Source organism: Flavobacterium segetis (genome assembly GCF_900129575.1).
GTDB classification, from domain to species: domain Bacteria; phylum Bacteroidota; class Bacteroidia; order Flavobacteriales; family Flavobacteriaceae; genus Flavobacterium; species Flavobacterium segetis.
Genome location: NZ_FQWE01000009.1, coordinates 124,912 through 139,416, shown reverse-complemented (window position 1 = coordinate 139,416; position 14,505 = coordinate 124,912). Strand labels below are relative to the sequence as shown.

The window sequence follows — 14,505 nt, the reverse complement described above, 5'->3', positions numbered from 1 at the left end:
CTTGTGCTTGGGATAACACAGGAGTTCAAGCAGTGAAACCTGAAAAAGTGAACTGTTGGGATAACTTCGTATTCAATTCGAGTACTTGTGCTTGGGTAAATACTGGCGTTCAAGCAGCTCAACCAAGTAAAGTAAACTGTTGGGATAATTTTGTCTTCAACACAAATACTTGTGCTTGGGACAATATGGGAGTTCAAGCTGCAAAACCAGCAAAAGTAAATTGTTGGGATAATTTTGTTTTCAATAGGAATACTTGTGCTTGGGACAATATGGGAGTTCAAGCTTCAAAACCAGCAAAAGTAAACTGTTGGGATACTTTTGTATTCAATACTACTTCTTGTGCTTGGGATAATACAGGAGTTCAAGCAGTGAAACCTGAAAAAGTGAACTGTTGGGATAACTTCGTATTCAACACGAATACTTGTGCTTGGGACAACACAGGAGTTCAAGCAGTGAAACCTGAAAAAGTGAACTGTTGGGATAACTTCGTATTCAACACGAATACTTGTGCTTGGGATAATATTGGCGTTCAAGCAACTCAACCAGAAAAAGTGAATTGTTGGGATACTTTTGTATTCAACACGAATACTTGTACTTGGGATAACACAGGAGTTCAAGCAGTGAAACCTGAAAAAGTGAATTGTTGGGATAACTTCGTATTCAACACGAATACTTGTGCTTGGGATAACACAGGAGTTCAAGCAGTGAAACCTGAAAAAGTGAATTGTTGGGATAACTTCGTATTCAATTCGAGTACTTGTGCTTGGAACAATACTGGCGTTCAAGCAGTGAAACCTGAAAAAGTGAACTGTTGGGATAACTTCGTATTCAATACTTCTTCTTGTGCTTGGGATAACACAGGAGTTCAAGCAGTGAAACCTGAAAAAGTGAACTGTTGGGATAACTTCGTATTCAATTCGAGTACTTGTGCTTGGAACAATACTGGCGTTCAAGCTGCAAAACCTGAAAAAGTGAATTGTTGGGATACTTTTGTATTCAACACGAATACTTGTGCTTGGGATAATACAGGAGTTCAAGCTTCAAAACCAGCAAAAGTAAACTGTTGGGATACTTTTGTATTCAATACTACTTCTTGTGCTTGGGATAATACTGGCGTTCAAGCTGCAAAACCTGAAAAAGTGAATTGTTGGGATAACTTCGTATTCAACACGAATACTTGTGCTTGGGACAATATGGGAGTTCAAGCAGTGAAACCTGAAAAAGTGAACTGTTGGGATAACTTCGTATTCAATTCGAGTACTTGTGCTTGGAACAATACTGGCGTTCAAGCTGCAAAACCTGAAAAAGTGAATTGTTGGGATAACTTCGTATTCAACACGAATACTTGTGCTTGGGATAATACGGGAACGAAACCTACTGAACCTACAACGGCATTATCATGTTGGGAAACTAGAAGTTTTGATACAACATCTTGTACTTGGAAAACAACAGGCACGCAGCCAGTAGAACCAACAACCGCATTATCATGTTGGGAAACTAGAAGTTTTAATCCTACGTCTTGTGCTTGGGAAGTAACAGGTACAAAACCTTTAGAACCTACAACCGTATTATCATGTTGGGAAACTAGAAGCTTTGATACAGCATCTTGTACTTGGAAAACAACAGGCACGCAGCCAGCAGAACCAACAACAGCATTAGCATGTTGGGAAACTAGAAGTTTTAATCCTACGTCTTGTGCTTGGGAAGTAACAGGTACAAAACCTACTGAACCAACAACCGCATTAGCATGTTGGGAAACTAGAAGTTTTAATCCTACGTCTTGTTTATGGGCAGTAATAGGTACAAAACCTGTGGAACCTACAACCGCATTAGCATGTTGGGAAACTAGAAGCTTTGATACAGCATCTTGTACTTGGGAAGTAACAGGTACAAAACCTGTGGAACCTACAACAGCATTAGCATGTTGGGAAACTAAAAGCTTTAATCCTACGTCTTGTGCTTGGGAAGTAAGAGGAACGAAACCTGTGGAACCAGCTAAAGTAAACTGTTGGGATATTTTTACTTTCAATAATTCAACTTGTACGTGGACTAATGACAATACAGCTAAACCTGTGGAACCTACAACGGCGTTATCATGTTGGGAAACTAGAAGTTTTAATACTACATCTTGTGCTTGGGAAGTTATAGGAACTAAACCTAATCAAATAATAGATGCTCCGAATACAGCTTGTAATACAGACCGTGAGTTAAGGATTGACTTAAAAACCATATTACCATCTGGAACTCTAACCAATGGGACTTGGACAAGTGTTGACAATCCTGGAAAATTAAAAGGAAGTATATTATCTCCTTTTGGTTTGAATCCGGGTATATATTCTTTTGAATACAAAGTTGCCAATGGAAATAATTGTCCATTAATTATAAACGTAAAAGTTGATAGTGATTGTAATGGTATTGTATTAGGATGCGGAACAATACTTATACATAATGCTTTCTCTCCAAATGGTGATGATAAGAATGAAGTGTTTACTATAGACAATATTGAAGACACCTCTTGTTATCCAGATAATACCGTTGAAATATACAACCGTTGGGGTGTTTTAGTATATGAAACCAGAAACTATAATAATGGAACTAAGGCCTTTGACGGGACTTCACAAGGTAGAACAACAATTAATCGTTCAGTTGATTTACCTACGGGAACCTATTTTTATATTTTGAATTACACTTCAATTGACGGAACTGGTAACGTTCAAACTAACAAAAAAGATGGGTATTTATACCTTTCAAGATAAATAAAACTCAAAAAAAACTCCTAGAAGCGTAAAACTCTCAAGTTTATAAAATAATATATGAAGACAAAATTAATACTATTTGCCTTGATGTTTATAGCAGCGCTGAGTTATGCGCAACAAGACTCTCAATACACCCAATATATGTACAACACAATCAATGTCAATCCAGCTTATGCAGGATCGAGGGGAGCAATGAGTATATTTGCCTTGCATCGTACCCAATGGGTTGGACTGGATGGAGCTCCTGTTACAAATGCCGTGTCGATAAACACTCCCCTTAACGAGAGCAACCTAGGATTTGGAGTGTCTCTTATAAATGATAAAATTGGTCCTACTATTGCGAATAATTTCTCAACTGATTTATCTTATACCATCCCAACATCAAAGATCTTTAAACTCTCTTTTGGTATAAAGGCCACATTACGTATGTTTGACTTGGATGTTTCTAAACTAAACTCTGTAGATGCTACCGATACAAGTTTACAGAACATGAATAATAAAGTATCTCCAAATATTGGTGCAGGTATTTATTGGCATTCGGATAATGCTTACTTAGGCCTTTCAGTTCCAAATTTCATTGAATCCAATCACTATAATGACAATGAAGTTGTCATAAACAAGGAAAAAATAAATTATTATTTAATGGCTGGATTAGTAATTGACTTAAGTGATTCCGTAAAATTCAAACCTGCTCTTCTTACCAAAATAGTTCAAGGAGCCCCTCTTCAAATAGATGTTTCTGGAAACTTTATGTTTATGGATAAATTTGTTGTAGGAGTTGCGTACAGATGGAGTGCCGCAATGAGCACTATAGTTGGTTTTCAAGTTACCGATGGAATATATATAGGGTATGGATATGACCATGAAACTACTAATTTGAATAACTACAGCTTTGGTTCGCACGAAATACTCCTACGTTATGAATTATTTAGTAATATCTCCAAAATCACAACTCCAAGATTCTTCTAATGCCAATTTTATGAAAACTATATCTTGCTTTACATAACCATAGCAAGTATTCTTTCTTTTTAACGGTTATACCCAAAAAGTACAACTTAGTGCTGCCAACAAAAAGTACGATAAAATTGCCCATACCGACGCTATAAAACCCGACGAAAGTGTTACCGAAAACGGCGATCCTGAAGAAAGTATGTTTATGAAATTAGGTACTTCCTATTACTACAACGGATAATTTGACAAAGAGGCTAAATGGTATGGGGAACTCGTTGCAAGGAATCAAGAACAAGAAACTGAATATTGCTACATATTCGTTAAATTATTGAAATTCATTTGTAAAAGTGATAAGACTAAAGCAATCCACAGTTACAAAAATGAAACAAATGAAGTTTTATGGTTTCAATTTAATAACCATCTCAAATACTCTTAAAGTATCAAATGATACTTTTTTTAGTAAATACATCTGTCACGTTAAATGAATATAATTAAATTAATTTATTATCAAACTCTAATTAATAAATATTAATAGTAATTTTGTTTTAGTTTGGTATATAAACATTTTATAACACAGTAACATGAACTTAAAAAATTTATTAGATAATAGCACTGACACTAGTCTTTCTGGTCAAAAATGGCACATGTTGCGACAAGCAATTGTAAAAAGACTGCTGTCTTCAGGAAACGCTACAATAGCGGAATTAGGTTCAGAATTGCAGTCCAGCGTTCCTACAGTTACTAAAGCGGTAAATGAATTACTAATTGAAGGTTATGTTGTTGATATGGGTAAAATCACAAATAGTGGTGGAAGACGGCCGTCCCTATATAGTATCAATCCAACATGTGCTTATTTTTTAGGAGTTAATGTAAATCGAGCTAGTATGTCTATAGGGCTACAAAACATTAAAAATGAATTTGTAAGTATAGAATTAGATTCTTCTTTTGTTCTAGAAAACACTGCTGAATCTCTTCAAGAACTATGTAATTTGATAAACTCATTCATCGAGGATAGCGCAGTAGAAAAAAGATTGATTGTTGGAGTGTGTATCAACTTATCAGGCCGTATAAATTCAATGGAAGGATTTAGTTATAATTACTTCTTTAGTGAAAACAGACCCTTAACTGAAATTATTGCAGATCAATTAGGCCTACCTGTTCGTTTAGAAAATGATACGAGAGCCATGACATTTGGCGAATATAGGGAAGGAATCGTTGATGGCGAGCAAAACATAATATTTTTAAACTACAGTTGGGGAGTCGCAATTGGGATGATTACAGACGGAAAATTATATTATGGCAAATCAGGATATTCAGGAGAATTTGGACACAGTACAATTTTTAATAATGAAATTATGTGTCAATGCGGTAAATTAGGATGTCTAGAAACCGAAATTTCGGGCTGGTCTCTTGTAAATCAATTTAAAAATGCCTTAAAAGAGGGTAAACAGTCAAAGGTTGTCCTTGAAGATAATTCTCACACTTTGCAACATCATGCAATTATCTCAGGGGCTATAAATCTGGAAGACAGCTTATGTATAGAGCTAGTAACTAATCAAAGTGAGAAAATGGGACGCTACCTATCAATCATTCTGAATATTTTTAATCCTGAACTATTAGTGATTGGTGGTGATTTTTCTCAATTGGGCGATTATGCACTACTACCGATCCAGTCTGCATTGAAAAAACACTCCTTGGGATTAGTAAACCGTGATGTAAAACTTAAAAAATCATCTCTGGGTTTACGCGCTGGCGTTATCGGTGCATGTTGCGTCGTTAAAGAAAAAATGTTATCTCAATTAATTATTAACTAACCTTCATTTAGTTAATAAATTATTTTAATATATATACTTGTAATATTAAAATTTTATATATATTTACAACATGATAGTAAATATATAAAATAAAATCTTGTTTTTATTTTTTATAACCTCCTATTTATTCAATAACAGAAGTAGTAAAATCAGGCGGGCACATCCCTAACTTATAAAATATTCATTTGTTATTCACAAAAAAGGAAAGCTAATGTTGCTAGCATAGCTAACTTGTTTCTCTCAAAAATGGAGAAATTGATTTGGAATTCAAATAAATACATTTAAAACGTAAAATCATTATTAACCAATCCATTTTAAAGTTATGAAATTTATAACCAAAAAAAAACCACAAAACTTTTGGCTTAGCTCCCAGACATGGAAAGCTTCAAACACAGCAGTTATTTTGCTTACTGCTATCACAATGCAAGTTTCGGCAGCAGTATCTACTGAAAAAAATCTTGTATTTAAAAACAACTCTCTACTAGTAAAAGAGACAGTTAACAACTTCAATCTTGTTCAAAGAATCATTACAGGAAATGTAACAAATGAAAAAGGCGAGTCTTTGCCGGGAGTGAACATTCTAGTTAAAGGGTCAAATATAGGTACACAAACCGATATTGATGGTAACTTTACAATTGAAGTATCTGATAATGCTACCACATTATTAATCTCTTATATTGGTTTACAAGAACAAGAAGTAACTATTGGAAACTCTCCTCTTAAAATTGTTTTGAAAGAGACAGGAGAACAAATGAATGAAGTTATTGTTATAGGATATGGAAAACAAAATCGTAAAACTTTAAGTACTTCTGTTTCTAAATTAGATAAAAAAGTACTAGAAAATGTTCCTTATTCTAACGTAACGCAAGCACTGCAAGGAAATGTAACTGGCTTGGTGGTTCGTACGGCTTCTGGTCAGCCCGGTAAAGCATCTAATATTTTAGTTCGTGGAGGAACCTCCATTGACAATCCAGCAGGGGCAACCCCACTCTATATTGTTGACGGCGTAATTCGTACACAAATTGATGACATCAACTCTTTTGATATTGCTTCGCTACAAGTATTGAAAGATGCTGCTGCAACATCAATCTATGGAGCACGCGCCTCAAACGGTGTCGTTATTATAACTACCAATACAGGTAAAGTAGGCAAAACTAAAATCACTTACAATGTTTCTACACAAAGTAGCCAAATAGGTAAAAAATATGATTTTCTAAATGGCGGTGACTTCATTAGATTATCTCGTTTGGGAGTACAAAATGCAGCTGACATACTTGGTGGTACAAGACCGAATGCAAGAGATAATCAACTAATCGGGGCAACTCCTTACGGTACAGGAAACAATTTATTGAATAACACCTCCTTTGCCTCTTTACTGAAATCAAATCTATCAGCAAATACTATTAATGAATTACAAGCTAAAGGATGGCAAGAGATTGTTGACCCTCTCAACACAGCTAATACAATTATGTATAAAAGTACCAACTGGAACGATGTTTTATTTCAAACTGCTATTACTCAAAGCCACAATCTAGGAATTAGCGGTGGTAGTGATAAGGGAGTTTTTGATTTAAGTTTAGGCTACTTAAAAGGGGATGGAATTACTATTTTTACTGGATATCAACGTTTTACAAGCAAACTAAATGCTTCCTTGAATGTTAGTGACAACTTCACACTTAACGGTAGAGTACTTTACTCGAAAGCAAGTAATAATCAAGTAGTTTCGAACAGCGTTGTTTTTAATAGATACTTAGGAAATGCACCAACTACAAAACTATACTTAGAAGATGGCTCATTAGCTCCAGGACAAAACAATATTAACGGAAATCCCTTATACCAAATGGGTAAAGTAAAAGGGATCAATGAAAATAACAAATTACAAATGGGCGTTGATGGTGATTTAAAAATTGCTAAAAATTTAATATTCACCCCTTCCCTATCTTTATATAGTGAAACGGATGGAGGAAATACATTTCAGCAAGCTTTTTTAAGCGGGTCTAACGGTATTACAGACAACACTCGTACAGCAACTAAATTCAGTAATCAATTGACACAGTTGCAGTATGAAGGTGTACTTAGTTATGATAAATCATTAGATAAAATTGGTGATTTCGGTGCAAAATTAGGTGTTTCAAAATTTGATCGTACTATAAAAGCATTTAACGCCTCTGGAAAAGGAAGTCCTTCTGATCTTGCTCAAACATTAGACTCATCTCCAATACCTGTTTCCGTATTTAGTAATGACACAAAATTAGTATTAAACAGTGTGTTTGGTCGCGTAAACTACGATTATAAAAGCCGCTATTTTGCAACGGCATCTTTCCGTTATGATGGTTCTTCTAGTTTAGGACCTGACAATAGATATGGTTTTTTTCCAGGAGTATCAGCAGGTTGGAATGCACATGAAGAGAAATTTTGGTCTGTGATGCCTACAATGGTTTCATCCTTTAAACTTCGTGGAAGTTTTGGTGTAAACGGAAACTTAGGAACATTAGGTGATTTCCAAGCGGGCGGCTTATATTCTGGCGCAACAAACGGAATTGCTAATAGTTATAATGGCCAATCGGCAATTGTTAATTCACAAATAGCAAATCCAGGTTTGAAATGGGAGGAATCCCAAACTTTTAATGCTGGATTCGATTTAGGAATAAATCAAGATAGAATTAGATTAATAGGAGACGTTTACAATAAACTAACATCTAATCTATTAACTAATCTAACACTTCCCTCAAATAGTGGATTCTCTAATGTTTTAACAAACTTAGGCGGATTACGAAGCAAAGGATTTGAATTAGAATTGAACGCTAGACTTTATAATCAAAATGATTTGAAGATAAACTTTGCGGCTAATGTTTCACGCAATATAAACACAATTGAAAAATTACCTTTTAACGGTAATGTTAACAATAGGATTGGTGGTACTGAAATTTGGGATACTGCAAGTGGCAGCTATAAATTTGTTGGAGGATTGCAAGAAGGTGGCAAAATTGGAGATTTTTATGCTCATAAACAATTGTATATTCTTCCAACTCAAGCAGCAGCAGATGCTTACAATCTAGTTGTACGAGATAATTATGTAGGAAAAACTAGTGCTACGGGTGGGAATCCAACTGGTAATAAATTTGCTGGAGATGCCGTATTTGAAGATGCTGATAACAATGGAGTGATTGATAGTAGAGATCGAAGATTTATGGGTAATATGTTTCCAAAATTCACCGGAGGTTTTAGTTTGAACGCCGATTATAAGGGATTTTCATTAGCTGTTAGAACAGATTACTCTTTAGGAGCAACAATTTATAATGAAGCAAGAGCACGTTTTGTAGGACAATTTCAAGGAAACTACGGATTACTAGCTGAAAGCTTGCAATCTTGGCAGAAAGAGGGTGATATAACTGATGTTCCTCGTTATCGTTGGGCGGATCAATTAAATCAAAATAACTTATTCCGCTCCGAAGCAAGTGGTACAGCCATAAATACTAATATGTTTCAAGGAAATAGCCGTAATTACGAGAGTGGTGATTACCTATGTTTAAGAGAAGTAACTGTGAGTTATACTATTCCAAAATCAATAATCGAAAAAGTAAGATTATCTTCTGCTCGTCTATATGTTACGGGTAGTAATTTATATTATTTTACTAAATACCAAGGATTGAGTCCCGAAGTACAAGGTATAGATGGTGGTACTAGTAACGGATTAAATTCAGCTGGTGCAACTGGAACTTATCCTGTCCCTAGAAATATTATACTTGGGTTAAATATTGGTTTATAATTTTAATAATAAATATCATGAAAAATAAAATTCTTTTATATACGATTCTAATAACCGGACTAACCATATTTAGTTCTTGTTCAAATGATTTAGATCTAAAATCAGACAGTGTGATTACTTCTGCTAGTTTTTGGAAAACGGAAGATGATGCAAAAGCAGCTGTAAACGGAATGTACTTTAACTTTAGAACTCAAACGCAGCAAAATTATTATTTGCTGGGAGGAGCTAGAAGTGCTGAAGTCACAATTGGTTTACAATCTCCATTAGGTTTAGCAAATTATTACAACAATAATCTCACAGCTCAAAATATTGACGTAGACTGGGCTGGTTTGTATACAGTAGTAAATCAAGCAAATTTAATTCTGAAATATGTCCCAACTATCCAATTTAGCCCAACGACTGTAAATGATCAAAAGAGATATTTAGCTCAAGCTTATGCTATGCGTGCTCTTGCTTATTTTACAATGGCTCGTTCTTGGGGCGGAGTTCCAATCGTTACTACTCCAACCGAAAATACAAATCAGTCCGAATATATTGTTCCTAGAAATACAATTGCAGAAACATTTACTTTTATTAAATCAGATATCGATTTAGCAATTGCTAACTTTCCGGATGTTACTAATAATAAAGTACAATTATCACTAGCCTCAACTTATGCATTAAAAGCTGACGTAAATTTATGGACGGCAAAACAATTAGGAGGTGGAACAACGGATTTAACCACTGCTTTAACAGCAATCAATGCAATTCCTGCTGGTCCAGCATTATTGTCTAATTTTAAAGATGTTTTTGCTTACTCCAATAAAGCAAATGCCGAAGTACTTTTTGCTGTAAGGTACTCCGTCGCAGATGTTCCCTCAAATATATCGGACAATTGGAATTCATTTATGTTTGTTGGCCCTCTTGACTATGCTGGAGCTACAACTGCCGCAGCAACTGCACTATTTGGAACATTAGGTGTTGGTGCAGGTAATGCCGGAATCTCAAGAGTTCAACCAGATATTACACGTTTTAATTACGCAACCACCGATTCTAGAAAAGATGCAACTTTCTTAACCTTACGAAATACTGCCAATACAGCTAATGTTGTTACAGGACTTGTAAAATACAACGGAACTGTTGACGGAACTACTAGACGTTTTGTAAGCGATATTATCATTTACCGTTGGGCTGATATCTTGCTAATGAAAGCAGAAATTAAAAATGCGCTGAATCAAGATCCAACGACTGAAATGAATCTAGTAATGCAAAGAGCCGATGCAACTGCATCCTTTACAAATGGTTCTCAAACCGCTAACGATGCTGTTATTTTAAGAGAGCGTTTGCATGAATTAGCATTTGAAGGAAAAGCATGGTGGGATTTAGTTCGTTTTGGAAAAACAGCCAATGTACCTTCAATGGCTGGTAAAAAAATATTATTTCCTATCTCTCAAAATACCATTAACTTCAATCCTAAAATTACTCAGAATCCATAAAATTTCTGAACTTAAATACTTAGCCGGAAAAAATTAAAAATTTCCGGCTTATCAAATAATAAAAAAAGACACCATGAAAATTCAACACTTACAAGGACTCATCTCAGCACCGTTTACCCCTTTCGATTCAAATGGAAAATTAGATGTTAGTCTAATTTCAGGTTATTATTCTTTTTTAAAGAAAAACGGAGTAACGGGTGCTTTTATCAATGGCTCTACTGGAGAAGGCGTTTCTACTACTATGGCCGAAAAGAAAGCAGTTGCTCAAGCTTGGGCAGATTGTAGTAATCATGATTCTGATTTTAAAGTAATGGCATTTCTTGCAGGAACTTGTCTAGCAGATTGTATTGAATTGGCTAAGCATGCTTACGAAATAGGTTTATACGCTGTTTCACTGACTGGGCCTTTTTATTTTAAACCTGCAAACGTTGATATGCTTGCTCAAGTATGTATCGAAGTTGGTAAAGAAGTACCTAATATGCCCGTTTATTATTATCACATTCCTGTTTTAACTGGTGTAAGTTTTCCAATGTTTGATTTAGTGAGAGCATTAGACGGTAAACTTCCTAATTTTGCTGGTGTAAAGTATACACATGAAGATTTTATGGATTATCAAAGTTGTATGACATACGCTGATGGTAAGTACGATATGCTGTGGGGACGTGATGAAAATATGTTATCAGCATTAGTATTAGGTGCCAAAGGTGCTGTGGGAAGTACATTTAATTATGCGGCTCCATTATACTATGATTTAATCGATGCTTTCAATGCTAATGATTTAGTTAGAGCACGTGTTTTACAACAAAAATCAATTGATATGATTCGTTTATTAGGTAAGTATGGCGGAATCTCAGTTGGTAAAGTGTACATGAAAATAGTTGGATTTGATTTAGGAAAATTCAGATTACCTGTAAAAAATATGAGTGCGGATCAATTTGAACTATTCAAAGAAGATGTAGCAAGTTTAAACTTTAATGAATACAAATCAAAATAATTGTAATTATTTAGTCTAAAAAATTCTACACAAATTTCAAAATTTTCATTGATTGAGAAAAACAAAAGCGGCTATTTTCACTTTATAATTTTGTGAATTTACTGCGCCAGTTCGCCAGCGTTCGAGTTAGAAATTTATGACAGTTTTCTTTAAATCTACTGTTAAGTTTTAACAACAATATAGTACAAATAATTAAAAAGCACGTTTTATTTTAAAATAACAACGATGATCAAATCTATTTTTTCACTTTTATTTATATCCTTAATTATGTCAACAACTGATGCATTTTCTCAAAAAAAAGAAGTGAATCTTATAGATTGGAATACTGCTGCGCAATTGAAAAATCCAGACGGTAGTCTTTCATTAGGTTTTGCAGGAGCTATCAATGGTATTATAAATGATGTTTTGATTGTAACTGGCGGTGCTAATTTTCAAGATAAAATGCCTTGGGAAGGTGGAAAAAAAAGCTATTCAAAAACGATTCATGTTTTAGATAAATGCAAGGATCAATTTACTTGGAATGCAGCTGTAAAGAGTGAACTGGTAGAACCTATCGCTTATTGTGGTTCTACTTCTACAGATTTAGGCGTGGTTTACATAGGTGGAGAAAATGAGAATGGACTTTCTAATAAAGCGTATTTATTAACCTGGAACGCTGCTAAAAAACAAGTAGAGACAAATCCCTTACCTAATTTTCCTTTAGCTGTTGCAAATATTTCACTAACACATATTGGTAATGTTGTATATGCAGTAGGCGGTGATGAAGCAACTAAATCTTCTGATTTTTTTGCAAGTCTAGATTTAAGTGAAGCAAATCCAGAATGGCAAACCTTACCAAAATTGCCTTTGGCTTTAGCCAATGCGGTAGTAATTGCACAAAAAGGAAAGAACGGAATAAACATTTATGTAATAGGCGGAAGAACAAAAACGGCTTCAGGAATAAGTGATTTACATAATACTACTTTTGTTTTTGATGTTAAAAAGCAAAGTTGGGAAAGTGCCGCTACTATTTCAGATGGAGAAAATAGTATGAATTTTTCGGCGGGAGCTGGCGTTGCTTTCGGATCGCATTCTTTGTTAATTGTTGGTGGAGACGACGGTGCTATTTTTCATCAAATAGAAACGTTTTTATCCCAAATTGCGCAAGCTGAATCGGCTGAACTAAAAGCAGAACTTATCGCTAAGAAAAATAAATTAGTGACCAATCATCCGGGATTTTATAACGGAATTTTACTATACAATACACTAGTAAACAAATGGACAAAAATTGGCGAATTGCCATTTTTACCACAAGTTACTACTCCAGCAGTACTATGGGATAAAAAAATAATTTTGTCAAATGGAGAAATAAAACCCGGTATTAGGACTCCCAATGTAATGTTAGGTACAATTAAAAAATAAATAGTTTAGTTGCACTCAAAGTTTCTTGGCTAACTCTGCGCTGCAAAAACTTAAAAATAAAGCATATTTATGAAAGAATCAAAATATTATCCTTGGGTTGTTGTGGCCTTACTATGGATTGTGGCCTTACTAAATTATATGGATAGACAAATGTTAGCTACCATGCGTCCGTCAATGGAAACTGATATTCCAGAATTACTATCTGGCGAGAATTTTGGTCGATTGATGGCTATATTTCTTTGGATTTACGCTTTAATGAGTCCTATATCAGGAATTATTGCTGATAAGATGAATCGAAAATGGCTTATTGTTGGCAGTCTTTTTGTTTGGTCAGCAGTAACTTATGCTATGGGATATGCGAACAGTTACAATCAATTATACTGGTTAAGAGCGATAATGGGAGTTAGCGAAGCCTTGTATATTCCTGCTGGCTTATCACTTATTGCTGATTACCACCAGAAAAAAACGAGATCTCTTGCTATAGGTATTCATATGACAGGACTGTATATGGGTTCTGCAATTGGAGGTTTTGGCGCTACAATTGCGGCGTCCTTTTCTTGGCATACTACTTTTCATTATTTTGGACTTATTGGAATTGTATACGCTATTGTTTTAGTGTTTTTATTAAAAGAATTTAAACATCCTGAATCAGAAATTAAAACTGCTCTTACTACGCCTAAAAAAGAAAGAGAATCAGTACTTAAAGGTTTAAGTGTTTTATTTACCAATATGTCTTTTTGGATTATCTTATTCTATTTTGCTATTCCAAGTTTACCAGGATGGGCTACTAAAAACTGGCTTCCTACTTTGTTTTCTCAAAACTTAAATATTCCAATGGAACAAGCTGGACCTCTGGCTACGATTACAATTTCTGTTTCGGCATTTATTGGAGTTATTTTTGGAGGTATTTTATCAGATCGATGGGTACAAAAAAATATTAAAGGAAGAGTTTATACTAGTGCTATTGGTTTAGGATTAACTATTCCTGCGTTACTGCTACTTGGTTTTGGTCACTCTTTATTTAATGTGGTAGGAGCGGCACTTTGTTTTGGAATTGGTTACGGAATGTTTGATGCTAACAATATGCCAATTCTTTGTCAGTTTGTTTCTTCTAAATATAGAGCTACGGCTTACGGAATTCTCAACATGGTTGGAGTAGGTTGCGGAGCTTTAGTCACCTCATTACTAGGTAAATATTCAGATAGCGGCACTTTAGGAAGTGGATTTGCATTAATGGCGGGTATCGTTTTAGTCGCATTAATAGTTCAAATTAGTTTTCTACGTCCAACCGCAAATGATTATGTAGATGTCTAATATTTAAAGAAAATTCAAATAGGCATTTAGA

At 34.8% G+C, this 14,505-nt stretch carries 8 protein-coding genes; all 8 read left to right on the top strand.

What is annotated here, in order from left to right; translation table 11 throughout:
• Positions 1 to 2,756, top strand: a 2,756-nt coding sequence (locus BUA99_RS15430) for a T9SS type B sorting domain-containing protein (RefSeq protein WP_234972972.1), incomplete at its 5' end; no start/stop codon positions are given.
• Positions 2,757 to 2,813: 57 nt separating this feature from the next.
• Positions 2,814 to 3,725 carry a PorP/SprF family type IX secretion system membrane protein gene (locus BUA99_RS12810; RefSeq protein ID WP_072993029.1) on the top strand — a complete coding sequence of 304 codons (912 nt, stop codon included), beginning with the start codon at positions 2,814 to 2,816 and terminating at the stop codon, positions 3,723 to 3,725.
• A gap of 563 nt (positions 3,726 to 4,288) precedes the next feature.
• A complete protein-coding gene (locus tag BUA99_RS12805; RefSeq protein WP_072993026.1) occupies positions 4,289 to 5,521 on the top strand; it encodes an ROK family transcriptional regulator in 1,233 nt (410 codons plus the stop codon).
• A gap of 322 nt (positions 5,522 to 5,843) precedes the next feature.
• Positions 5,844 to 9,290, top strand: a complete 3,447-nt coding sequence (locus tag BUA99_RS12800) for a SusC/RagA family TonB-linked outer membrane protein (RefSeq protein ID WP_084673555.1) — start codon at positions 5,844 to 5,846, stop codon at positions 9,288 to 9,290.
• Between the two features lie 17 nt (positions 9,291 to 9,307).
• Complete coding sequence (locus BUA99_RS12795; RefSeq protein WP_084673554.1) at positions 9,308 to 10,765, top strand: RagB/SusD family nutrient uptake outer membrane protein; 1,458 nt, start codon at positions 9,308 to 9,310, stop codon at positions 10,763 to 10,765.
• A 73-nt stretch (positions 10,766 to 10,838) separates the two neighbouring features.
• Positions 10,839 to 11,759 carry a dihydrodipicolinate synthase family protein gene (locus tag BUA99_RS12790; protein WP_072993019.1) on the top strand — a complete coding sequence of 307 codons (921 nt, stop codon included), beginning with the start codon at positions 10,839 to 10,841 and terminating at the stop codon, positions 11,757 to 11,759.
• A 225-nt stretch (positions 11,760 to 11,984) separates the two neighbouring features.
• A complete protein-coding gene (locus BUA99_RS12785) occupies positions 11,985 to 13,160 on the top strand; it encodes a kelch repeat-containing protein (RefSeq protein ID WP_072993016.1) in 1,176 nt (391 codons plus the stop codon).
• Positions 13,161 to 13,229: 69 nt separating this feature from the next.
• Positions 13,230 to 14,474 (top strand): MFS transporter, encoded by a 1,245-nt coding sequence (locus BUA99_RS12780; RefSeq protein WP_072993014.1) that lies wholly within the window; start codon positions 13,230 to 13,232, stop codon positions 14,472 to 14,474.
• Positions 14,475 to 14,505 lie beyond the last annotated feature (31 nt).

Coding starts and splice junctions, on each gene's coding strand:
- BUA99_RS12785 (WP_072993016.1), top strand. CDS start 11,985: ATGATCAAATCTATTTTTTCACTTTTATTTATATCCTTAATTATGTCA.
- BUA99_RS12780 (WP_072993014.1), top strand. CDS start 13,230: ATGAAAGAATCAAAATATTATCCTTGGGTTGTTGTGGCCTTACTATGG.
- BUA99_RS12790 (WP_072993019.1), top strand. CDS start 10,839: ATGAAAATTCAACACTTACAAGGACTCATCTCAGCACCGTTTACCCCT.
- BUA99_RS12810 (WP_072993029.1), top strand. CDS start 2,814: ATGAAGACAAAATTAATACTATTTGCCTTGATGTTTATAGCAGCGCTG.
- BUA99_RS12805 (WP_072993026.1), top strand. CDS start 4,289: ATGAACTTAAAAAATTTATTAGATAATAGCACTGACACTAGTCTTTCT.
- BUA99_RS12800 (WP_084673555.1), top strand. CDS start 5,844: ATGAAATTTATAACCAAAAAAAAACCACAAAACTTTTGGCTTAGCTCC.
- BUA99_RS12795 (WP_084673554.1), top strand. CDS start 9,308: ATGAAAAATAAAATTCTTTTATATACGATTCTAATAACCGGACTAACC.